At 63.4% G+C, this 19,261-nt stretch carries 21 protein-coding genes and 1 pseudogene; 6 read left to right on the top strand and 16 right to left on the bottom strand.

What is annotated here, in order from left to right:
* Positions 1–100: 100 nt before the first annotated feature.
* A complete protein-coding gene (gene xerC, locus CKW24_RS25835) occupies positions 101–1,051 on the top strand; it encodes a tyrosine recombinase XerC (RefSeq protein ID WP_095171501.1) in 951 nt (316 codons plus the stop codon).
* Between the two features lie 90 nt (positions 1,052–1,141).
* Here xerC and CKW24_RS25840 read toward each other — a convergent pair whose 3' ends face one another.
* Complete coding sequence (locus CKW24_RS25840) at positions 1,142–1,768, bottom strand: histidine phosphatase family protein (RefSeq protein ID WP_095171503.1); 627 nt, start codon at positions 1,766–1,768, stop codon at positions 1,142–1,144.
* A 364-nt stretch (positions 1,769–2,132) separates the two neighbouring features.
* Between CKW24_RS25840 and CKW24_RS25845 the strand changes: the two genes are divergently transcribed.
* On the top strand, positions 2,133–2,486 hold the full coding sequence (locus CKW24_RS25845; protein WP_095171505.1) for a DUF1428 domain-containing protein: 354 nt from the start codon (positions 2,133–2,135) through the stop codon (positions 2,484–2,486).
* A gap of 19 nt (positions 2,487–2,505) precedes the next feature.
* On the opposite strand, the gene CKW24_RS25850 is transcribed toward CKW24_RS25845, so the two are convergent.
* Both CKW24_RS25850 and CKW24_RS25855 read right to left on the bottom strand, forming a co-directional pair.
* Positions 2,506–2,697: a hypothetical protein gene (locus CKW24_RS25850; RefSeq protein ID WP_095171506.1), complete on the bottom strand. Its 192-nt coding sequence runs from the start codon at positions 2,695–2,697 to the stop codon at positions 2,506–2,508.
* A 13-nt stretch (positions 2,698–2,710) separates the two neighbouring features.
* Complete coding sequence (locus CKW24_RS25855; protein WP_095171508.1) at positions 2,711–3,361, bottom strand: MliC family protein; 651 nt, start codon at positions 3,359–3,361, stop codon at positions 2,711–2,713.
* Between the two features lie 177 nt (positions 3,362–3,538).
* Between CKW24_RS25855 and CKW24_RS25860 the strand changes: the two genes are divergently transcribed.
* Together CKW24_RS25860 and CKW24_RS25865 are read left to right on the top strand one after the other, a co-directional pair.
* Positions 3,539–4,759 carry a helix-turn-helix domain-containing protein gene (locus tag CKW24_RS25860; protein ID WP_095171509.1) on the top strand — a complete coding sequence of 407 codons (1,221 nt, stop codon included), beginning with the start codon at positions 3,539–3,541 and terminating at the stop codon, positions 4,757–4,759.
* A gap of 34 nt (positions 4,760–4,793) precedes the next feature.
* Positions 4,794–5,420, top strand: a complete 627-nt coding sequence (locus CKW24_RS25865) for a PQQ-binding-like beta-propeller repeat protein (protein ID WP_095171512.1) — start codon at positions 4,794–4,796, stop codon at positions 5,418–5,420.
* 3 nt (positions 5,421–5,423) lie between these two features.
* Here CKW24_RS25865 and CKW24_RS25870 read toward each other — a convergent pair whose 3' ends face one another.
* The 4 genes from CKW24_RS25870 to CKW24_RS25885 are packed head-to-tail and all read right to left on the bottom strand — an operon-like array spanning position 5,424 to position 8,486.
* Positions 5,424–6,083 (bottom strand): glycosyltransferase family 2 protein, encoded by a 660-nt coding sequence (locus CKW24_RS25870; protein WP_095171514.1) that lies wholly within the window; start codon positions 6,081–6,083, stop codon positions 5,424–5,426.
* On the bottom strand, positions 6,080–6,679 hold the full coding sequence (locus tag CKW24_RS25875) for a bifunctional 2-polyprenyl-6-hydroxyphenol methylase/3-demethylubiquinol 3-O-methyltransferase UbiG (protein WP_095171515.1): 600 nt from the start codon (positions 6,677–6,679) through the stop codon (positions 6,080–6,082). Before CKW24_RS25875 ends, CKW24_RS25870 begins: the two co-directional genes overlap by 4 nt.
* A complete protein-coding gene (locus CKW24_RS25880; protein WP_095171517.1) occupies positions 6,676–7,443 on the bottom strand; it encodes a PIG-L deacetylase family protein in 768 nt (255 codons plus the stop codon). The genes CKW24_RS25875 and CKW24_RS25880 overlap by 4 nt, the downstream gene beginning before the upstream one ends.
* Positions 7,440–8,486, bottom strand: a complete 1,047-nt coding sequence (locus CKW24_RS25885; protein ID WP_095171518.1) for an acyl-CoA dehydrogenase — start codon at positions 8,484–8,486, stop codon at positions 7,440–7,442. The genes CKW24_RS25880 and CKW24_RS25885 overlap by 4 nt, the downstream gene beginning before the upstream one ends.
* Positions 8,487–8,705: 219 nt before the next feature.
* On the opposite strand from CKW24_RS25885, the gene CKW24_RS25890 reads away from it, so the two are divergent.
* The gene (locus tag CKW24_RS25890; RefSeq protein WP_095171520.1) at positions 8,706–10,631 is read left to right on the top strand and encodes a PAS domain-containing sensor histidine kinase; all 1,926 of its coding nucleotides are present in this window, start codon (positions 8,706–8,708) and stop codon (positions 10,629–10,631) included.
* 883 nt (positions 10,632–11,514) lie between these two features.
* On the opposite strand, the gene CKW24_RS25900 is transcribed toward CKW24_RS25890, so the two are convergent.
* From CKW24_RS25900 to CKW24_RS25940, 9 genes are all read right to left on the bottom strand, one after another.
* Positions 11,515–12,132, bottom strand: coding sequence for a Yip1 family protein (locus CKW24_RS25900; protein ID WP_095171522.1), 618 nt, complete (start codon positions 12,130–12,132; stop codon positions 11,515–11,517).
* Between the two features lie 62 nt (positions 12,133–12,194).
* Positions 12,195–13,535 (bottom strand): sodium:proton antiporter, encoded by a 1,341-nt coding sequence (locus CKW24_RS25905; protein ID WP_095171524.1) that lies wholly within the window; start codon positions 13,533–13,535, stop codon positions 12,195–12,197.
* 111 nt (positions 13,536–13,646) lie between these two features.
* Positions 13,647–14,285 carry an SDR family NAD(P)-dependent oxidoreductase gene (locus CKW24_RS25910; RefSeq protein WP_095171526.1) on the bottom strand — a complete coding sequence of 213 codons (639 nt, stop codon included), beginning with the start codon at positions 14,283–14,285 and terminating at the stop codon, positions 13,647–13,649.
* A complete protein-coding gene (locus CKW24_RS25915) occupies positions 14,282–14,449 on the bottom strand; it encodes a TetR family transcriptional regulator (protein ID WP_256585544.1) in 168 nt (55 codons plus the stop codon). The genes CKW24_RS25910 and CKW24_RS25915 overlap by 4 nt, the downstream gene beginning before the upstream one ends.
* A gap of 66 nt (positions 14,450–14,515) precedes the next feature.
* Positions 14,516–15,340, bottom strand: a complete 825-nt coding sequence (locus CKW24_RS25920; protein ID WP_095171527.1) for an SDR family NAD(P)-dependent oxidoreductase — start codon at positions 15,338–15,340, stop codon at positions 14,516–14,518.
* Positions 15,341–15,369: 29 nt separating this feature from the next.
* A complete protein-coding gene (locus CKW24_RS25925) occupies positions 15,370–15,786 on the bottom strand; it encodes a MaoC family dehydratase (protein WP_095171528.1) in 417 nt (138 codons plus the stop codon).
* A 14-nt stretch (positions 15,787–15,800) separates the two neighbouring features.
* A complete protein-coding gene (locus CKW24_RS25930; RefSeq protein WP_095171530.1) occupies positions 15,801–16,241 on the bottom strand; it encodes a MaoC family dehydratase N-terminal domain-containing protein in 441 nt (146 codons plus the stop codon).
* A gap of 29 nt (positions 16,242–16,270) precedes the next feature.
* Positions 16,271–17,455, bottom strand: a complete 1,185-nt coding sequence (locus CKW24_RS25935) for a lipid-transfer protein (protein WP_095171532.1) — start codon at positions 17,453–17,455, stop codon at positions 16,271–16,273.
* 28 nt (positions 17,456–17,483) lie between these two features.
* Positions 17,484–18,665, bottom strand: a complete 1,182-nt coding sequence (locus CKW24_RS25940; protein WP_371917610.1) for an acyl-CoA dehydrogenase family protein — start codon at positions 18,663–18,665, stop codon at positions 17,484–17,486.
* Positions 18,666–19,158: 493 nt separating this feature from the next.
* On the opposite strand from CKW24_RS25940, the pseudogene CKW24_RS28750 reads away from it, so the two are divergent.
* A pseudogene (locus CKW24_RS28750) lies at positions 19,159–19,261 on the top strand (helix-turn-helix domain-containing protein); the annotation flags it as partial.

Raw genomic sequence — 19,261 nt, forward strand, 5'->3', positions numbered from 1 at the left:
TAGCCTGTCAGACCCTGCTTCAATAACCCGTTCGACTATTAATAGACTTCAACAGATGAACCGTCTCTGTTGAGCACTTTTCATTAAAGGTCCTTTCAGTTTGTTCGATTTACCCGATACCGCAGACACACCGACGCCCGCCGTGCAACGCCCCAATCCACTGACGCTGTACCTGGCGCGCCTGGCACCCTCCAGCCAGTTGACCCTGCGCTATGTCTTGCAGGATGCGGCCGACCGCCTGGGTTTTGATGAGTTGAACATGGAAGACATTCCCTGGCACCAGTTGCAGCCCGAGGATGTGATCGCGCTGGTGGCGGCGTTGCGCAGCGACGGCTACGCGCCCAACACCTCATCCCTGTACGTCAACGCGATACGGGGGGTGATGAACGAAGCCTGGCGCATGAGCCTGATCAGCCATGAGCACCTGCTGAAAATCCGCTCGGTCAAAGGCATCGCCGGCACACGCCTGTCCCAGGGCCGCAACCTCAAGCGCACCCTGATCCACGACCTGATGGCGGTGTGCGCCGCCGACCCCCGGCCCCAGGGCCTGCGCGATGCGGCGATCATTGGGATTCTGTACGGTTCGGGCATGCGCAAGTCGGAGTCGGTCAACCTCGACCTGGCGCAGGTCGATTTTGCCGAACGCAGCCTGCAGGTCACGGGCAAGGGTAACAAGCAATTGATCAAGTACGCGCCGAGTTGGGCCTTTGCCAAGCTCGAGGCCTGGCTCGAGCTGCGGCGTTCGTTTCTCGAAGAGGGGCAGGCGGACGATGGCTTCCTGTTCAATCGCATTCGCCGTGGCAGCCACATCACCCGCGAGCGGATAACCAAGCATGCGATCTACTACATTGCCCGGCAACGCGGCACCCAGGTCGGCGTGAAGATCATGCCCCACGATTTCCGCCGTTCATTCATCACCCGGGTGATCGAGGAACACGACCTGTCGATCGCGCAGAAGCTGGCGCACCACAGCAATATCCAGACCACCGCCAATTACGATGTGCGCGACGACAATGAGCGGCGGCGCGCTGTAGATCGTTTTGATTTGTGATAAAAATCTTATTAAACAATATGATATAGCTTATTATTGAAGTGAATTATAGAGTCGAGTTGCGTACCTTTGTCGCCCAGGTTCCGCAGGCTATTTCTCTGCAACTTGGTTATTCAGCACGCTCGGCCAATCAGAATCATTCACCGTGCCGAGTATCTGCAACTTGCCATCCGCCCCAACTGCCGCAAACAAGGCGCTGGTGTACTCGGCTTTGCGGGCGTTCTTGAAGCCGTTCTGGGCTTCAAAATCGCTGATGCAGCCACTGTGGGTGACCAGCACCAGATTGCGCTGCGCGGTCTTGTGCGCCAGCACCTCGGCACCCATGGTCGCGCCGCAGGCTGCCAGCCATTCCTGTTGGGGTACCACGTGGGCCGAGAGGTAGTGCGCGGTTTGCACCGTGCGGGTGGCCGGGCTGGTGAGCAGGTTGGTGTGCGCAAGCCCCAGGGTATCCAGGGCCTGGCCCACTTGCCGGGCCGCGTCCCTGCCGACTTCGGTGATGCCGTCGGCAGGGCCCAGGCAGGGGTTGCTCGACTGGTCACAGCGTTCGGCATGGCGTACCAGCACCACGATTTCCCCGGCCTGCCAGCGTTGCAACACACTGGCCTTTTGCAGCTGATTCCCTTGCGCCAGGAACATCGGTGATGCCGGCCAGGCAACGAACCCCATTACCAGTGCCGCTACCAGCAGGGTCAAGATGACAAGGGCCAACTTGCGCATCGGCTGTTTAATCAAGCTTTCACCGGATAACTTCGGTGTTGGGGACATAACCACAGCGTTCACCTGTAGAGCGTAGATACACCACTGAAATGATCCTGACGTTGCGCGTGCAAGGCGCTCGCAGGACAAATGATGTCGCGCACTGTAGGAGTCGGCAGGTGGCAGGCGAGTGAAACCAATGTGAAAAATTCGCTTTAGCCAGGAAGCAAGTGTTAACGGATGTAAATCATTGGCGTCAGTTGGCCGGACGCACCCTTGTGCGTGACCGTTGGTCAGTACAGTCCGGGGACTGTCGATCGTTGGTCGGGCCAGTCGACTAGTGCATGAGTCTTTCCATCAGCCAATGTGCAACAGGAGTCCGAGCATGTCCTATGTCGATGGTTTTCTAGCCGCTGTGCCCACGGCCAAACGCGAGGCGTTCCGCCACCATGCCGAGACCATGGCGCAGATCTTCAAGGAGTTTGGTGCACTGAACGTGAGTGAGTGCTGGGGCGACGATGTGCCCGAGGGCAAGCTGACGTCGTTTCCCCTGGCGGTGAAGCTTGAGGAGGGCGAAACCGTGGTGTTTTCCTGGATTCTGTGGCCCGATCGCCAAACGCGCGACGCCGGCATGGCCCGCTTCATGGCCGACCCGCGCGTGCATGAGCCGGGCAACCAGATGCCATTCGATGGCCAACGCATGGTGTTCGGCGGTTTCCAGCGGATTGTCGACGTCTAGCGTGTCGGGCCCGGGGTGTTCATTCGTGAGGACTGATCCGGCAACTCTTGCGGTTACGGATCTCCTCTTGCGAAGGCCGTTGCTTGACGAACTCGAACCGTGGTTCGCCTTCGTTGTAAGTCACCAGCCAGCCCCATTCCAGCTCTGACTCGTCCTGCCCTTGCCGGGGTGGCTCAGCCCACCAGGGTTCTTTACCGACTATCTGGCGCATGACGTTCTCCCGCTTATCCAGTGGGTTCGAGGGTGCAACTCAAGGGTGCGCTGGCCGGGCGTTGCAGCAGCGCCTGGTTGCCGTTCTGGGAAAAACTGTAGGAACCGCGCGCGTCCTGACCACTGTAGCGCTCCCCCGAGTCACTCGGCACCTGGGAGAGGGTGATCGAGGTCGTGGCCCAGCGCAGGTAGAGCACGTCCGGGCCGGCCTTGAAGTAGGTGGCGGCCACCAGCGCGTCAAGCCCGTTGCAATGAAACGCCAGCGGGCCATCGGTCAGCCGGCTGGGGTCTTTGGTCCTGACGATGGCGGAGCCCTGGCGCAACTGGTGGGCCCGCTCGGCATAGGCTTGGCGGATGCAGGCCTTGGGCTCGGCGGTGGAGGCGCACTGATTGCGATCCAGGGTCCAGTAGCGTTGGTCGGTCATGACCTTGTCCGGGCGCGGCACCGAGCGCTCATCAGTGAGGGCCAGGCGATACAGCCGGTACAGTTCGAGGTCCATGCGGGCCAGTTGCGGATCGCGGCAGATCAGCTTTTCCACCACCAGGCTGGCCTGGGCACACTCGAAACTGGTTTTGTACAGGGAGTCTGCCCAGGTACGTTCGCTGCTCACCGCACAGGCGCCGGTGGCGAGGAGGGTGGTGCACAGGGTCGTGAGCGTTTTCATGCTGGCTTCACTCAGATCATCAGGTACTGCCCGGGCAACGGTGAGCGCCATGATCCGCGTTATGGGTCTATCAGTGTAAGTCAGTGGGCAAAACTTGCCACCGGCACGGCCTACCGCAGGGCTGGTGGCCGCTGAGATAGACTGCACGGCAAGAGAGCAAGCGTGGGAGCGGTTGACATGGATTCGCTGATCACGGCCGCTGCCCGGGCACTGGCGGTGGGCGATCCGCTGGGGGCACTCAAGCTCGTCGCCTTGCGCGACGATCCGCCGGCGCTGGCCCTGCGCGGGATTGCCATGGCGCAGTTGGGCGACTTTGCGCGGGCGAAGGCCTTGCTGCGCCGGGCCAGCCATGACTTTGACCCGAACGAACGGGTGGCGCGGGCGCGCTGCGTGGTGGCTGAGGCCGAAATTGCCTTTGCCGCGCGGGACCTCGGCTGGCCGCAACCGGCCCTGGAGGCGGCGCGCGATTGCCTGCAACTGCACGGTGACCGGATCAATGCCGCCCATGCCCGCTACTTGCAGATTCGCCGGCTGCTGCTGATTGGCCAACTCGACGTGGCCGAGGGCCAACTCGCGGCACTGCTGCCGGGCACGCTGCCACCGGCGTTGCGGGCGATCCATGGGCTGATTGTCGCGGGTTTGGCGATCCGCCGTCTGGATGCCCCGGCGGCGCGCCTGGCCTTGGCCGCCGCCGAACAGGCCGCACGGTTGGCCGCAATCCCGGCGCTTGGTGCCGAAGTGGCAAGCGCCTGGCAGGTACTCCAGGCCCCGGCGGCGCGATTGACCAGCCAGGGCGCAGTACGACTGTTGGACCTGGAGGCCGTCCAGACGCTGCTAGGGTCCGGGGCACTGGTGCTCGACGCGCGTCGTTATCAGGTCCAGCAGCGTGATGCGCGGATTTCCCTGGCGGGCCGCCCGGTGTTGATGGCGCTGCTGACCGTGCTCGGCGAAGCCTGGCCGCAGGCGGTGCCCAGGGCTACGCTGATCGCTCGGGTGTTTCGCCTGAAACTCAGCGATGACTCCCAGCGGGTCCGTCTGCGGGTGGAAATCGGCCGCTTGCGTGCGATGTTGCGCCCACTGGCCCAGGTCACTGCAACCCCGGGCGGTTATGCCCTGGTGCTGCCTGCATCGGGCACGTTGGCGGTCCTGGCATGGCCCATCGAAGCGTCCCACAGCGAGGTGCTGGCGCTGTTGATGGACGGTGAGTGTTGGTCGAGCTCGGCCCTGGCCCTGGCGTTGGGCGTTAGCCAGCGCAGCGTGCAGCGGGCCCTCGAGGCGCTGGCGGCTGAGGGTAAGGCGCAAATGTTCGGCCGTGGTCGGGCGGCGCGCTGGACCCGCCCACCGATTCCGCGATTCGCGACCACATTGTTACTCCCGCTGCCCTGGTCCGGTGATTAGGCTCAAGGCTCACAACCCATACGAGGATCTCGTGATGAAACAGTCAGCCGCAAGCATAGTGCGTGAGTACGGGCCTTTTCCCGGGGTCGACAGCGTGCACGGCGTCACCTGGGACGGTGAGCGCGTGTGGTTCGCCAACAACCTGGGGCTGATCGCCTTCGACCCGGACAGTGGCGAGGCGCTGGATACGTTCGCGATGGCCGCCGATGCCGGCACCGCTTTCGACGGCCAGCACCTGTACCAGATTGCCGGGAATCAGATCCACAAAATCGACCCTGCCAGCGGACGGGTACTGGGCAGCATCCCGGCGCCCGGTGGCAGTGACTCGGGGCTGACATGGGCCGAAGGGTCGCTGTGGGTCGGTGAGTACCAGGACCGGCAGATCCATCAGATCGACCCCGTTTCGGGGGAAATCCTGCGGACCCTGCAATCGAACCGCTTTGTCACGGGCGTGACCTGGGTCGACGGTGAGTTCTGGCACGGTACCTGGGAGGGCGAGGAGAGTGAGCTGCGGCGGATCGACCCGCAGAGCGGCGAGGTGCTGGAGACCCTCAACATGCCCGCCGGGGTCGGAGTCTCGGGCCTGGAGTCTGATGGCGCCGAGCAGTTCTTCTGCGGCGGTGGCAACAGCGGCCGCGTGCGGGTGGTGCGGCGGCGCTGAAGCTCAGCCGTCGCCCGCCAGCGACTTCAGATAATCACCGAAGCCGCCTTGCGCACGGGAGTCCAGGCGGCTGCTGGTGCGCACGCGGTTGAGGGCAGTCCAGACGATGCTGGCACCGCTGCGTTGCAAATCCTCCACCAGGCAGACGTCCTCATGCGCCGGCAGCGGCCGGAATCCGCCGACGCGCTGATAGGCTTGCGCACACACCCCCAGATTGGCGCCGTGCACATGTCGGTGGCCTTCCCGGGATTGATACAGCGCCTGGTAGCGCTGGCGTACCGCCGGGCAATGGTCGGGGTGCCAGTCATCGATGCTGACCGTGCCACACACGGCATCGGCCTTGAATGCCAACTGCTGGCGCAGCCAGTTGCGGGGCACCCGGCTGTCGGCATCGGTACAGGCCAGCCAGCGCGCGCCCTGGTCGAGCATGTAGGCGGCGCCGGCCCGGCGGGCACACCCGACGTTACCGTCGTTGATCACCAGGGTCTGCACGCCACTGGCCTGGGCGATGGCTAACGAGCGGTCGGTGCAGGCATCCAGTACCACCAGGATCGCCACTGCTTCTCCAGCGCGTTCGACGTCGTGCGCGGCGCAGGCGAGGGCGTCGAGGCAGCGTTTGAGCAGGGCCTGTTCATTGTGAGCCGGGACGACGACGCCGATCATTGGATGGGTTCTTCGAGGTCAGGACGGTAGGGGCCTCGGCACCAGAGCTCGAGGATGAAATCGGGTTCCTCGTGGCGCACGGTACGCGGTAAATGCAGATGGGCATCGAGCATGGCGTGGACCTGCGCCCCGGTTTGCGGGCAGCCGGCAATGGGTTGCAGCCAGTGGCAGGCCAGGACCGCCCCCTGGGGACTGAGGCTCGCGCGGGCCTGGTCGATCACCTGGCGCCAGTCGTTACTGTCCAGGTAATAGCCCAGTTCACTGAGCACAATCAGGTCGAACTGGCCTTCGGGCCACTCTTCAGGCAACCGACCTTGCACCACCTGCACCTCGGGATACCCGGCCAGGCGTTCGGCGGCCAGGGCCACGGCGGTGTGGCTGAGGTCCATGCACAATAGACGGTCGCCGCGTTCGGCCAGGCCCAGGCTCAACTCGCCATTGGCACAGGCCGGCTCGAAGACCCGCCCATAGCGTTGGCGAGGTAACAAGGCTAGGGTCAGTGCCCGTTTGCGTTTTTCGTACCAGCGGCTGCGGAACGCCCATGGGTCCGGATTGGCACTGAACAGCTGTTCGAAGTAGATCGCCGACAGGCTCATAGAAACACCAGTTCAAAGGGTTGCAGCAGGCGTTCCAGCACTGCCGGGGGGAGAATGGCTGGCCGGCCGGTACTCGGGTCGGCCAACAGCTGGCTCTGGTGCGCAGCAATTGCCCGGCGCTTGCGCACCAGGAAACGCGGCGCGACCAGCAATTTGCGGGCGCGCAACCACGGCAGGCGGCGATCCTCCGGTTCTGCCCAGTGCCAGGCCCAGACGGGCACTTCCAGCAGATGGGCCTGGCGCGTACGGCAGGCACTGGCACAGGCGCGGCCCACGGCTTCGTGATCACAGTGGCCGTCATGGCGCCAGGTGGTGAGGACCTGGTCGTCCGGGCGAATCAGCGCGCAGAGTTGCTGCACCAGCTGCGTTTCGCTTTCGCCTACCGCGGAGTCGGCGAACCCCAGGCGCAACCAGTCAAGTCGTTGCGCATCCAGGCCCAGGTGCGCCAAGGCCCGGGCACTTTCCCGAGGCCGCTCGGCGCCGAGGCGCTCGGCGGGCCAGAGGCTGGACCCCGGGTGGCTGCCTTCCCCATCGGTGACCGAAATCATCAGCATGCAGGTGGCGTCGCTGGCCAGGCTGGCCAACAGTCCGCCGCACATCAGCACCTCGTCATCCGGGTGCGGGGCGACCACCACCAAGCGCCGGCCCCAAGGCAGGATCAGCTCTCGCGGCAATGACGGTACGGCTTGCAAGGCGCGGGATGCCTGCCACTGGGCCAGCGAGGTACCCGCGCCTTGAATCAGTGGGGCTGGGTCCTGGCTCATAGGCACCAGCCCCGCGGATCACGTCCGTGCAGTTGCCGGCCGAGTTCAGCCAGGTCGCGCTCGGCATGGCTCTGCCGGATAAATACCGGCAGGTCAGCGCTCAACCGGGCGAAGCGCGGATCGCGGCAAAAGGGCGTGGCGCCCAGTGCTCGTCCGACGTGCCATTGCACCTGGGCTACTGCTGCTTCCACCAGGGCGCGGGTCCGACGCACGGTAAATTCCGCATCGGCCTGGGGCTGAGCATCGATCCACGCGGCGCACTCGCGCAAACCGGACGCCGCGCTGGCGAGCGCAGCGTCGACGGCTCCCAGGTGTGCTTGCGCGTGGGGATCGTTGCGCGGTCCGGCGCAGGCGTGGTGCAGGACCTCGGCCAGGGTCCGCGCGGCGCCGTACCAGCAGGCGGCAATGCCGGCACCGCCATGCCAGAAACCGCAACGCTGCACATACGCACCGCTGTCCCCCACGCAGTGGGCGCGGGCGCCGTCGAGGTGGACACTGACGCTGGCGGTCGTGGCCATCCCGCGGGCCTGCCAGTCGTCACTGTCGATGCGCAGAGCGCCTTGGCTGAGTGCCAGCGCCACCAGTTGCGCACGGTCGTCTTCGTCCCAGGCGGTGAGCAAGGCATGGTCGATCTGCAGGGCGCCGGAGCACCAGGCTTTGGTCCCGCTCAATTGCACCGCCCCGTGCTCGCGACCGACGATTCGCACCCTGGCCGTTGGCGGCTCGGCCGCCCAGACGCCCCAGATGCCCGGGCTGTCCAGGTGCAGGGCATCCAGTTCGGCAAGAATCGCCTTGGCATCGGTGTGGCCTTCGAACAGCTTGAGCAGCGCCAGGTCATTGCCCGCTACCTGTGCCAGGGTGCGCCAGCGTTGCAAGGTCTGGCCCTGGCCGGGCAGCGGCAGGTCGGCCTGGCCGTCTGCCAGGCAGCGGCGCATGATCTCGGGTAACTGGCGATCAAGTTCCAGCGGCGCGGCGCGCTGGCCAAAGTCCTCGAGGATCTGCTCAAGCGAACTCCTCCCGTCCTGCGCTGTCGACCTGTTCATGCTGACTACTCCCTGCTGACCCAATGCGCTGGATGGCGAGTACCGCCGCCTTCATAGCATTGTGAGAGATCGGCATTTAAGGAGTTCAATCTGCTTTATCCGCTGCCGATGTCATCTATGATCAACAGATCCAGAACAACCCATGCAGCGTGCAACAGTGGGTGCGGCAGTACCTGCCGACATCCGGGCAGCGCCTGATAAAAAAACGAGAAGGCCGCCATGAGTGAACAACCGGGTACCCGCAGCGATCCACTGGAGCAAGGCCGACTGCGCTTGTTGATTGACGCGGTGGTGGACTACGCCATCTACATGATCGACCCCGAGGGCATCGTCGTCAGCTGGAACGCCGGCGCGGCGCGGATCAAGGGTTATGACGAAGCCGAGATCCTCGGTGCGCACTTTTCCAGGTTCTACACCCCAGGGGATCGCCAGGACGGCACGCCACAACGAGCCTTGCGCACCGCCATCGAGGAAGGGCGTTTCGAGGGCGAGGGCTGGCGGGTTCGCAAGGACGGCAGCCATTTCTGGTCCCATGTGGTGATCGACCCGATTCGCGACCCCCGGGGCAAGCTGCTGGGATTTGCCAAAATCACCCGCGACCTGACTGAGCGCAAGGCGGCCGAGGAAACCCTCAAGCAGAGCGAACAGCAGTTTCGCCTGCTGGTGCAGAGCGTCACCGACTACGCCATTTACATGCTCGACCCAACCGGGCGGGTCAGCAACTGGAACATGGGCGCCCAGCGGATCAAGGGCTACCTGCCGCAGGAAATCATCGGCCAGCATTTTTCAGTGTTCTATACCGCCGAAGACCGCACCGCGGGCGAGCCCGAACGGGCGCTGGAAGTGGCGACCCGCGAAGGGCGGTTTGAAAAGCAGGGCTGGCGCATGCGCAAGGACGGCACGCGCTTTCTCGCCCACGTGATCATCGACCCGATCCGCAGTGAAACCGGGTCGATCCTGGGGTTTGCCAAGATCACCCGCGACATCAGCGAAGCGACCCAGGCCCAGCGGGAATTGGAGATAGCCCGCGAAGCGCTGTTCCAGTCGCAGAAGCTGCAGGCCATCGGTCAACTCAGTGGCGGTATCGCCCATGACTTCAATAACCTGCTGACGGTCATCCTCGGCAACCTGGAACTGCTGCGCAAGCGCGCCGGGGAAGACCCCAAACTCCTGCAACTGCTGGACAACGCCGCCTTGGGCGCCCAGCGCGGGGTCTCGCTGACCCAGCGCATGCTAGCCTTTGCCCGGCGCCAGGAGCTCAAGGCAGAGTCGGTGGCCTTGCCCCATTTGCTGGAGAACATCACCGGCTTGCTGCGCAGCTCCCTCGGGCACCTGGTGACCATCCACTGTGATTTACCTCCCGACTTGCCGCCCGTGCAGGCGGACGTCAACCAGTTGGAGCTGGCGATCCTCAACCTGGCGACCAACGCGCGCGATGCCATGCCACTGGGGGGACGCATCCTGATCAACGCGGTGGATTCGCTCAAGGGGCATCCGATCCCGGCCCAATTGACGGGCCAGCGGTATGTCTGCCTGTCGGTCAGCGATAACGGGCACGGCATGGATAGCGAAACCCTGGCCCAGGCCACCGAACCTTTTTTCACCACCAAGGGCGTGGGCAAGGGCACCGGGTTGGGCTTGTCGATGGTTCATGGCTTGGCGGAGCAACTGGGCGGCTGCCTGATTCTTGGTAGCGAGCAGGGCCTGGGTACCACCGCGCAGTTATGGTTACCCCTGGCCGCCACCGCAGTGGCCCAGGCGTCCAGCGCACCCGACGCGGCGCAAGATGGGTTTACCCGCCTGTGTGTGCTGCTGGTGGATGACGACAGCCTGGTGTTGACCAGCACCTCGTTGCTGCTCGAAGACCTTGGGCATCGGGTGATCTGTGTGACGTCGGGTACCGAGGCCCTGCAGGTGTTCAAGAAACGCAGCGACATCGACCTGGTGATCACCGACATGGCCATGCCGCTGATGGATGGCGCACAACTGGCCGCAGCCATCCGCGAGCTGCACCCTGACATGCCGATCATTCTCGCCACCGGCTTCGCCCAGCGCCTGGACGGCTTCGTCGCCCACTTGCCGCGTCTGGCCAAACCTTTTACTCAACTGAACTTGATGGAAATCCTTAACAAGGCAATGCGCTGAGCTGTGGTGGCAGGTAACGATGGCGGACTACCGGCGGGCCTCTGGGGTGTTGGATTAGACCGAGTACATATCCATTTTTGCGGTAACGGCCTCCTATGGTTCCGCTTTTACAGCGGCTCACTTTTGGAGGAGCCCAAAAGTAAGCAAAAGGCTCTTGCCCCACCACTCGGCACCTCGCTTAGGCTCGGTGTTCCCTCACTCCGGCTTGAATCCGTGGGCCGCCGCCACGCGCCATCCATGGCGCGGGGCGGCTAACCCGGCGTCCTGCCGGGTTACCCACGGCTTCAAGCCTGCGTTCGGCCAGCGTGGTTAACGGGGCGCCCAGGATCAAGAGCCAGAGCCAAAGCGAAAGCAAAAGCCAGATCAAAAGATGGCTGACTTCGTCAGCGTCTTAGGAAGTAGAAGCTACACCGCGCATGCCCTAGCGATCAGGTCGGCTTTTAGGCCGCCTCGCTTTGTTTTTGATCCTGGGCGCCCCGTTAACCACGCTGGCCGGAGTCCGATATTGATTTGGGGGGTAAACCGGCAGGACGCCGGTTTAGCCGCACTGGGCCAGGGAAGGCCCATTGCGGCGGCCCCCCAAATCAATGTCGGAGTACGGGCATGCCGAGCCTAAGCGAGGCACCGAGTGGTGGGGAAAGAGCGTTTTGCTTACTTTTGCGCTGTCCAAAAGTGAGCCGCTGTAAAAGCGGAACCATAGGAGGCCGTTACCGCAAAAATGGATATGTACTCGGTCTAATCCAACACCCTGGTCGGCCCACAGCCGCAAGCGGGCGCCCGCGATGGTCGTGAACGCTGACGCATATCTCCTGAATAAATGCGGCGCCCTCAGGTTTTTCGCGAGCGAGCTCGCTCCTACAGAAGCCCAATCCCACAGCTCCCTCTATCCCGGCACCAGGTCCGGGCGGATGTACTCGGGCGACAACACGTTCAACCAGAACAGGATCATGTTGACCATGATAGTCACCACCACCAGCAAACCAATGCCCCACACCGCTGCGGCGTACAACAACCCGCGGTCCTGATTCAGGCGCATGAACTTGGGCAACCCGATAAACAGAAGGTAGCTGGTGTAGGCCCCGGCGAGCATCAGCGCGCTGATGGCCAGCCAGCGATTGGGGTACAGCGCGCTGATCCCGGACAGGAAAAACGGGGTCGCCACGTACGCCGCAAAGCCGATGCACTGGTTGAGGTTCGGCCGGGCCTCGAAGGCGCGCGACATCCAGCGGATAAACCCGCCCATCAAGGCTGTGCCCAAGACCATCGCCCCGTACATCAGCAGGCACAGTTGCAAGGCGCTGTTGAAGCTCAGTCGCACGGTTTCATCTTCGGCCAGGCTCCAGCCGACCCAGGTGGTGCCGATGAACAGGCACAGGGTCGGCAACAGCGCCAACAGCAGCAGGTGGGCCAGGTAGTGTCTGGGGTGTTGCTCTTCTTCGCTGCGGATCTCGGTCCAGGCAAAGTCCGGATGGGTAAAGAGTCTGACGATATGGGGTTTCATGACTGCCTCCAGTCGGCATCAGCCGAAAACGGCCTCTTATAGGTATGGATGCAAGGCAGCAGTCAGGGTTTCAAGTTTTTAGCCTTGTAGCGCTCGTAACCGACCAACAGCGGCTGGGTGCTTAAGCCGTGGAGCAGAATGCTCAAGGCCACCACCGACAGAGTGAAGTGGGTAGACACCGCCGCCACCTGGGCATCGAGCCCGTGGTTGAGGGCGTAGAACAGGTAAAACAGACTGCCGATCCCGCGAATGCCGAACCAGCCCACCAGCAGGCGCTGGCGCATATCGAGCAGCTTGCCCCAGGGCATTAGCAGCACACTCAATGGGCGGATCAGCACGAACAGCGCCAGGGCCACGGGCAGGGCGCGCCAGTCCCAGTGCGTGAGCAACACCACGCCCAGCAGCGTCACCAGGAACACCTCCATGGCGCGTTCGACGATGCTGCCGAATGACAACATGTCGCCCATCATGATACCGGCCGCGACCTGGCCGTCCGCCAACGCCTGCCGATCACCGTGGATCGCGTGTTGTGGCTCGACATGCTGATGCCCGACCAGCGGCTGCACCAGGTGTTCGGCCGGCGTACGGGCGCCGGTCAGGCGCACTTCGGCCTGGCGCAAGCCCAGCCCGGCGGCAAATACCGAGAGAAACCCGTAGCCTTCGATCGCCTCGGCCGCCACATAGGCCAGGGCAATCAAGGCCAGGCTCAAGTAGTCGTTGGGGGACAGGGTGCTGTCGTCATTGCGGATGCGCATCGACAGGGTCAGGCGGCCCAGCCCACGGCCCATCCAGTAACCGGTCAACAGCCCTGCAGGCACCGCCCAGAGCAGATCGCGCAGCAGCCATTCGGTCAGCCACGCGCTGTCATCGCGCAGCAGCAGCAAGCCGAGAATCACGAACGGGAACGCCACCCCGTCATTGAGCCCCGACTCGCCCGACAGGCCAAAACGCACCCGATCGTAGTCCTTGGCATCGGTGACTTGCACCAGTGACGCCAGGACCGGGTCGGTCGGAGCGAGGATGGCGCCAATCAGCATCGACACCCCCCACGGCAAACCCAGCAGGTAATGCAGCAACAGGCACACACCGACGATGGTCAACACCATCACCGGCCCGGCCAGGCCGTAGGCAATGCGCCAGGCGCGGTTGGCCAGTGGCAGGCGCAACTTCAGGCCGCCGACAAACAGCGAAAACAGCACCGCGACTTCACTCAGGTGCTCCAGCCAGAAAGACGCCTGGGCGATCTCCAGCTGCAACAGACCCAGGCCCGAGGGCCCGATGGCGACGCCCAGGATCAGGCACACCGCCGAGGTGGTCACCGGCAGCCAACGCAGATAGGAAGAGGTCAGTGCCAGGGTCAGCAAGACCGCCCCCAGCACTGCCATCCATAGAATGAAATTCATCGCCGCACCCTCTATCCCCCTGTGACAACAGGGGGCAACGGGGAATTCAGCGCCGGTTGCGCAAGTAGCGCCCCCTGGCCTTGCGGGCACCCTTCATATCAGGTGGGCCCGTCAGCAAACGGTACCGTCCAGGTGCAAGACCGCACCGGTCACGCTGGCCCCGGCGCTACTGGCCAACAGCAGCAGAGGACCGTTGAGTTGCAACAACCGCTCGTGGTTGGCCCGGTCGACACCCGGGGCGATGACGTTGACCCGAATTCGGTGCGGCGTCAGTGACTCGGCCATCGCCCGGCTCATCCGGATCAGACTGCTGTGGGGCCGCAGGCACGGATTGGGTTCGCTGATAGGTCGCGGTGGCGGGTCGATATTGACAATGCTGCCACCACGTTCCGCCACTATCATGCGCTGGCTGGTGCACAGTGCGACATCGTTGAACTCGCTGTCATGCTCGCGCTCGGCACTGTTGTTGATCAGCACATCGACACTGCCGAACCGCACTTGCACCGCATCCAGTGCGGCCTCGATGCTGGCGCGACGGCGGCTGTCCAGGGGCACGGTCAAGACCTGCGCACCTTCCCATTGCAGGTCTGCCGCCAGTTGCTGGACTTGCCGTGGATGCTGGGCACCGAGCACTACGCGGGCACCGGCCCGGCTGATCAGGCGAGCAAAGTGTTCGCCCAGGCGAGTGGCCGCGTCGGCCACCAGCACCGTCTTGCCGGCCATGGAGAACGGCTGCAGCAGATCGCTCATGGCCGTACCTCCACCAAGGTCGCGGCGCGCGGCGGCGGGGGGCTTGCCGTCGAGGAATTGATCCCGGCTTCGGCCGCGAGCTGGCGCAGGCTCATCGACTCGAAGCCGTTGCGGGAAATCAGTTTGATGGCGGCCAGGCGGATGTTGGTTTCAGTCATGTTCATGGGCAGGCTCCAGCGCTCATCAAGCGTGGCTAGTGTCGCCCCGCCAGAGGGTGGCGGGGCGGACGCTTATTGCAGGTTGCCGGCGACCGCAATGGTCTGGGCAGTGATGTAGTTCGACTCGGGCGAGCAGAACAGGTACACCGCATCGGCGGCTTCCTGTGGCGTCCCGGCGCGGCCCAGGGGGTTGCGCTGGGAGTGGGACTTGGCCGCTTCCGGGCTGATCCCGACGCGGATGTCCCGGCCTTCGATGTTCACGGTGGCGCCAGCGTTGGCGTCGGCCCGGGTCATGCGGGTCTCGATATAGCCGAACGCCACGGCGTTCACGTTGACCTTGAAACGGCCCCATTCGCGGGCCAGTGAGCGGGTCATGCCGATCACCCCGGCCTTGGCCGAGGAGTAGTTCATTTGCCCGGCATTGCCGTTGAGGGCCGAGGTCGAGGAAATGTTCACCACTTTGCGGAACACTTCGCGCTCTTGCGCAGCTTCTGCCAGGGCCTGGGCCTTGATGATCGGATAGGCCGCACGCAGGATGCGGAAAGGCGCTGTCAGGTGGCAGTCGAGGATCGCGTGCCACTGCTCGTCGCTCATCTTCTGAATCACGTCGTCCCAGGTGTAGCCGGCGTTGTTGACGATGATGTCGATGCCGTTGAAGTGGTCCATCGCGGTCTTGATATAGCGGTCGGCAAAGTCCGGGGCGCTGACGTTGCCGTGGCAGACGGCGGCTTGGCCACCCATTTGGCGGATCAGCTCCGCGGTTTCGTGGGCCGGGTCGGCATCCAGGTCGTTGATCACGATGCGTGCGCCTTCACTGGCCAGCTTCAGGGCGATCTGTTGCCCGATACCGCGACCGGAGCCGGTGACCAGTGCCACTTTGCCTTCGAGTTTTGCCATGGGTGTAGCTCCTCTGTTATGGGTTGGGTTTACAGGGCGATCACAGCGTCACCAACAATCCTGGTCTCGCCGTATTGGTTGGTGGTGCGGACCTGGACCTTGATGCATTGCTCGCCGTGGGCTTGAAAACGCTCGACCACCGTGCCGGTACAGGTGATCTGGTGACCGAGGTGGGTGATGCCCAGGAAGCGCACGGAAAATTCGCGCAATTGACGCTGATCGACCCACTGGGTCAGCAAACGCCCCAGGTAGGCCATCGACAACATGCCGTGGGCGAAGACATCGGGCATGCCGGCCTTGCGTGCGTAGTCGGTGTCGATGTGAATCGCGTTGTGATCGCCCGAGGCGCCGGCAAACAGCGCCAGGGTGGTGCGGTTGATCGGGTTCAGCGTCAGGGGTGGCAGTTGCTCGCCGACCTTGATTTGTTCCAGGCTGATGGCATTCATAGCTGTTCTCCGCTTCAGCTGTTGCGCTGCACAAGCACGCTGCGCAGGTCGGCGACGTGTTCACCGCGTTGATTGGTGACTCGGGTTTCGCGCACCACAAATTCCAGGGCGCCGGCTTTTTTGTCGTAGATGTCGGCGATCCGCACTTCAAAGCGCAGGGTGTCGCCGGCATAGGCCATGCGGTGATAACGAAAGGACTCTTCGCCGTGCAGGATGCGTGCGGTGACGATGCCCAACTCTTCCCGCCAGGCGTTGGACGGCATCTGCAACTCCAGCGAGAACAGAAAAGTCGGCGGCAGCGGCAAGCTCGGGTGCCCGGCATCGCGGGCGGCCTGTTCGTCGAAATAGATCGGGTTGGTTTCCCCGGTAGCCTTGGCGAAAAAGCGCAGTTGTCCGGCTTCGGCGGTGGCGAGGAAGGCGGGCAGTTGCCGGCCAATGTGGTGCTTGTCGATCATGGCAATGACTCCGTGGTAGGCAGGCCGTGTCAGTTTTTCTGGTACACGGTGACGACACAGGCGCCACCCAGGCCCAGGTTGTGCTGCACCGCGATGCGTGCGCCCTCGACCTGACGCCGGTCGGCGCTGCCACGCAGTTGATGGGTCAGCTCGTAGCACTGGGCCAGGCCGGTGGCGCCCAGCGGGTGGCCCTTGGAAAGCAGGCCGCCAGATGGGTTGGTCACCCATTCGCCGCCATAGGTGTTATCGCCATCGTTGACCAGTTGCTCGGCGCCGCCTTCGGCACACAGGCCCAGGCCCTCGTAGGTCAGCAGTTCGTTTTGCGCAAAACAGTCGTGCAACTCGATCACGTCGATGTCTTTGGGGCCGATCCCGGCCTGGTTGTAGGCCAGTTGCGCGGCCATGCGGGTCATGTCGAAACCCACCACGCGGATCATGTCCTTGGCGTCGTAGGTGCTGGGCAGGTCCGTGGTCAGGGCCTGGCCGGCTATCAGCACGTCAGTACGCAGCCCGTGTTTTTTCGCGAAGGCTTCGGAGACCACAATGCTGGCAGCCGCACCGCAGGTCGGTGGGCAGGCCATCAGGCGGGTCATCACGCCTTCCCACAGCACAGGGGCGCTCAGCACCTCTGCGGCACTGACCACGTTGCGAAACACCGCCAGCGGGTTGTTGGCCGCATGACGGCTGGCCTTGGCGCGGATTTTCGCGAAGGTCTCAAGGCGCGTGCCGTACTTCTGCATATGGGCGTAGCCGGCCCCGCCGAACTGGCGGATGGCGTTGGGCAGGTCCGGCATGCCCACCAGTTCGTTGGTCACACTCAGGGCCCGTTCGGTGGCCGGTGCACGATCGCTCCAGGCCGACTTCAGTGCGCCGGGGTTCATTTGCTCGAAGCCAAATGCCAGGGCGCATTCCACGGCGCCGCTGGCCACGGCCTGGCGAGCGAGGAACAGAGCCGAGGAGCCGGTCGCGCAGTTGTTGTTGACGTTGATCAGCGGGATGCCGGTCATGCCGACCCGATACAGGGCTTTCTGGCCGCAGGTGGAGTCGCCATAGACGTAGCCGGCATAAGCCTGCTGAACATCGCTCAACTGAAGGCCAGCGTCCGCCAGGGCCAGGCGGATCGCCTGCTCGCCCATTTGGTCGTAGGGGTCGTTGGTTCCGGGCTTCTTGAACTGGATCATGCCGACGCCCGCAACGAATACCTTATTGCTCATCGAGTGGTTCCTTATTGTTGTTCAGGGTTCAGAGCTTGCGCGCGATCATTTCGCGCATGACTTCACTGGTGCCGCCGTAGATCCGGTTGACCCGCATGTCGACAAAGGCCCGGGCGATCGGGTACTCGAGCATGTAGCCGTAGCCGCCGTGCAGCTGGACCATGTCATCGATGCATTTCCACAGGGTTTCGGTGGTGTAGAGCTTGGCGATCGCCGCCTCTTCAAGCGTCAGCCGGCGACGCATGTGTTCGCCCAGGTAGTAATCGACCATCACTCGCATGGCGGTGGCCTGAGCCTTGATGTCAGCGAGTTTGAATTTGCTGTTCTGGAAGTCCCAGACCGTCTGGTTGAAGGCCTTGCGCTGCTTGACGTACTCGAGTGTCTGTTCCAGCAGGCGCTCCAGCTTCGCGGCGGCGGACACGGCAATGGAGAAACGTTCCTGGGGCAGTTCCCCCATCAGGTAGGCAAAGCCCTGGCCCTCTTCACCGAGGCGGTTGGCGACCGGTACCCGCACGTTGTCGAAAAACAGCTCGGCGGTGTCTGCCGCAGGCTGCCCGACTTTCTCCAGCTTGCGTCCGCGCTTGAAACCGGCACGGCTGGCTTCCACGGCGATCAGGCTGATGCCCTTGGCGCCGGCTGCCGGGTCGGTCTTGCACACGACGATCACCAGGTCGGCGCTCAAGCCGTTGCTGATGAAGGTCTTGCTGCCGTTGATCACGTACTCGTCACCGTCGCGCACCGCACTGGTACGCACGGCCTTGAGGTCGCTGCCGGTACCGGGTTCGGTCATGGCGATGGCGAGGATGGTTTCGCCGCTGCAGATCCCGGGGAGCCAGCGTTGTTTTTGTTGTTCGTTGCCGCAACGATTGATGTAAGGGGCGATGACATCCGAATGCATGCCGAAGTAGGCACCGCTGACACCTGCCCGGGCGAACTCTTCGTTGAATACCGCACAGTGGCCGAAGTCGCCGCCACCGCCACCGTATTCGGTAGGCAGGGTGATGCCCAGCAAGCCTTCGCGACCCGCCTTGAGCCAGGTTTCGCGGTCGACCTGGCCGGCCTTGTCCCAGGCGGCTTGGCGCGGCAGGCATTCACGCTCGAAAAAACGCCGCACGGTGGTGCGGAACATTTCATGGTCGTCGCGAAAAACGGTTCGGGCGATATGCACTCTGGGCTCCTCAATGTTCGTCGGCCAGCAGCGATCCGCCATGGCCAGGCGCAGACGCAAAGGCACGTGTTGCGCCTTTGATTTGAGCACTACGATAGGGGGAGGGCACCGAGGCAAACGCCACCCGAGGCGGGTGGCAAAGAGAAAAAACCTGCGCCAGTGCGCTGGGGAAAAGGCCGGAGCAAAGCGAGCCGGCAACGATGACGCGTGGATTCAGGATGGCCGCGGCGCTCTCCGGACCTTCGCGAGCAGGCTAGCCCACAGTAAATCTATGGGACGGGGCTTGCCTGGGATGGCCATAGGTATCTACACAACTTTGTAGCGGCCTCTGGGGTGTTGGATTAGACCGAGTACATATCCATTTTTGCGGTAACGGCCTCCTATGGTTCCGCCTGACGGCGGCTCACTTTTGAACAGCGCAAAAGTAAGCAAAACGCTCTTTCCCGGTATGACTCACCCACATGGGTTACAAATCAGTTCAAGCACATAGGTAACAGTTATTAACTGGCATGGTCGATTTCGCGAGGATCTGACCATGCCCTGGAGAGAGCTGAAACCTATGGATCGAAAAGTGATGTTCATCGCTGCCTATCTGGCGGACAAACACACCTTCAGCAAGCTGTGCAGTGACTACGAGA

The organism is Pseudomonas sp. Irchel 3H3, from assembly GCF_900187635.1.
Lineage (GTDB): Bacteria > Pseudomonadota > Gammaproteobacteria > Pseudomonadales > Pseudomonadaceae > Aquipseudomonas.

What these genes read in the sequence shown, in the direction of transcription:
- CKW24_RS25890 (WP_095171520.1), top strand. Translation starts at nt 8,706, where the DNA reads ATGAGTGAACAACCGGGTACCCGCAGCGATCCACTGGAGCAAGGCCGA.
- CKW24_RS25935 (WP_095171532.1), bottom strand. Translation starts at nt 17,455, where the DNA reads ATGAGCAATAAGGTATTCGTTGCGGGCGTCGGCATGATCCAGTTCAAG.
- CKW24_RS25900 (WP_095171522.1), bottom strand. Translation starts at nt 12,132, where the DNA reads ATGAAACCCCATATCGTCAGACTCTTTACCCATCCGGACTTTGCCTGG.
- CKW24_RS25850 (WP_095171506.1), bottom strand. Translation starts at nt 2,697, where the DNA reads ATGCGCCAGATAGTCGGTAAAGAACCCTGGTGGGCTGAGCCACCCCGG.
- CKW24_RS25880 (WP_095171517.1), bottom strand. Translation starts at nt 7,443, where the DNA reads ATGAGCCAGGACCCAGCCCCACTGATTCAAGGCGCGGGTACCTCGCTG.
- CKW24_RS25905 (WP_095171524.1), bottom strand. Translation starts at nt 13,535, where the DNA reads ATGAATTTCATTCTATGGATGGCAGTGCTGGGGGCGGTCTTGCTGACC.
- CKW24_RS25870 (WP_095171514.1), bottom strand. Translation starts at nt 6,083, where the DNA reads ATGATCGGCGTCGTCGTCCCGGCTCACAATGAACAGGCCCTGCTCAAA.
- CKW24_RS25925 (WP_095171528.1), bottom strand. Translation starts at nt 15,786, where the DNA reads ATGAATGCCATCAGCCTGGAACAAATCAAGGTCGGCGAGCAACTGCCA.
- CKW24_RS25845 (WP_095171505.1), top strand. Translation starts at nt 2,133, where the DNA reads ATGTCCTATGTCGATGGTTTTCTAGCCGCTGTGCCCACGGCCAAACGC.
- CKW24_RS25875 (WP_095171515.1), bottom strand. Translation starts at nt 6,679, where the DNA reads ATGAGCCTGTCGGCGATCTACTTCGAACAGCTGTTCAGTGCCAATCCG.
- CKW24_RS25855 (WP_095171508.1), bottom strand. Translation starts at nt 3,361, where the DNA reads ATGAAAACGCTCACGACCCTGTGCACCACCCTCCTCGCCACCGGCGCC.
- CKW24_RS25860 (WP_095171509.1), top strand. Translation starts at nt 3,539, where the DNA reads ATGGATTCGCTGATCACGGCCGCTGCCCGGGCACTGGCGGTGGGCGAT.
- CKW24_RS25940 (WP_371917610.1), bottom strand. Translation starts at nt 18,665, where the DNA reads ATGGCGGATCGCTGCTGGCCGACGAACATTGAGGAGCCCAGAGTGCAT.
- CKW24_RS25915 (WP_256585544.1), bottom strand. Translation starts at nt 14,449, where the DNA reads ATGAACATGACTGAAACCAACATCCGCCTGGCCGCCATCAAACTGATT.
- CKW24_RS25930 (WP_095171530.1), bottom strand. Translation starts at nt 16,241, where the DNA reads ATGATCGACAAGCACCACATTGGCCGGCAACTGCCCGCCTTCCTCGCC.
- CKW24_RS25840 (WP_095171503.1), bottom strand. Translation starts at nt 1,768, where the DNA reads ATGCGCAAGTTGGCCCTTGTCATCTTGACCCTGCTGGTAGCGGCACTG.
- CKW24_RS25910 (WP_095171526.1), bottom strand. Translation starts at nt 14,285, where the DNA reads ATGAGCGATCTGCTGCAGCCGTTCTCCATGGCCGGCAAGACGGTGCTG.
- CKW24_RS25920 (WP_095171527.1), bottom strand. Translation starts at nt 15,340, where the DNA reads ATGGCAAAACTCGAAGGCAAAGTGGCACTGGTCACCGGCTCCGGTCGC.
- CKW24_RS25865 (WP_095171512.1), top strand. Translation starts at nt 4,794, where the DNA reads ATGAAACAGTCAGCCGCAAGCATAGTGCGTGAGTACGGGCCTTTTCCC.
- CKW24_RS25885 (WP_095171518.1), bottom strand. Translation starts at nt 8,486, where the DNA reads ATGAACAGGTCGACAGCGCAGGACGGGAGGAGTTCGCTTGAGCAGATC.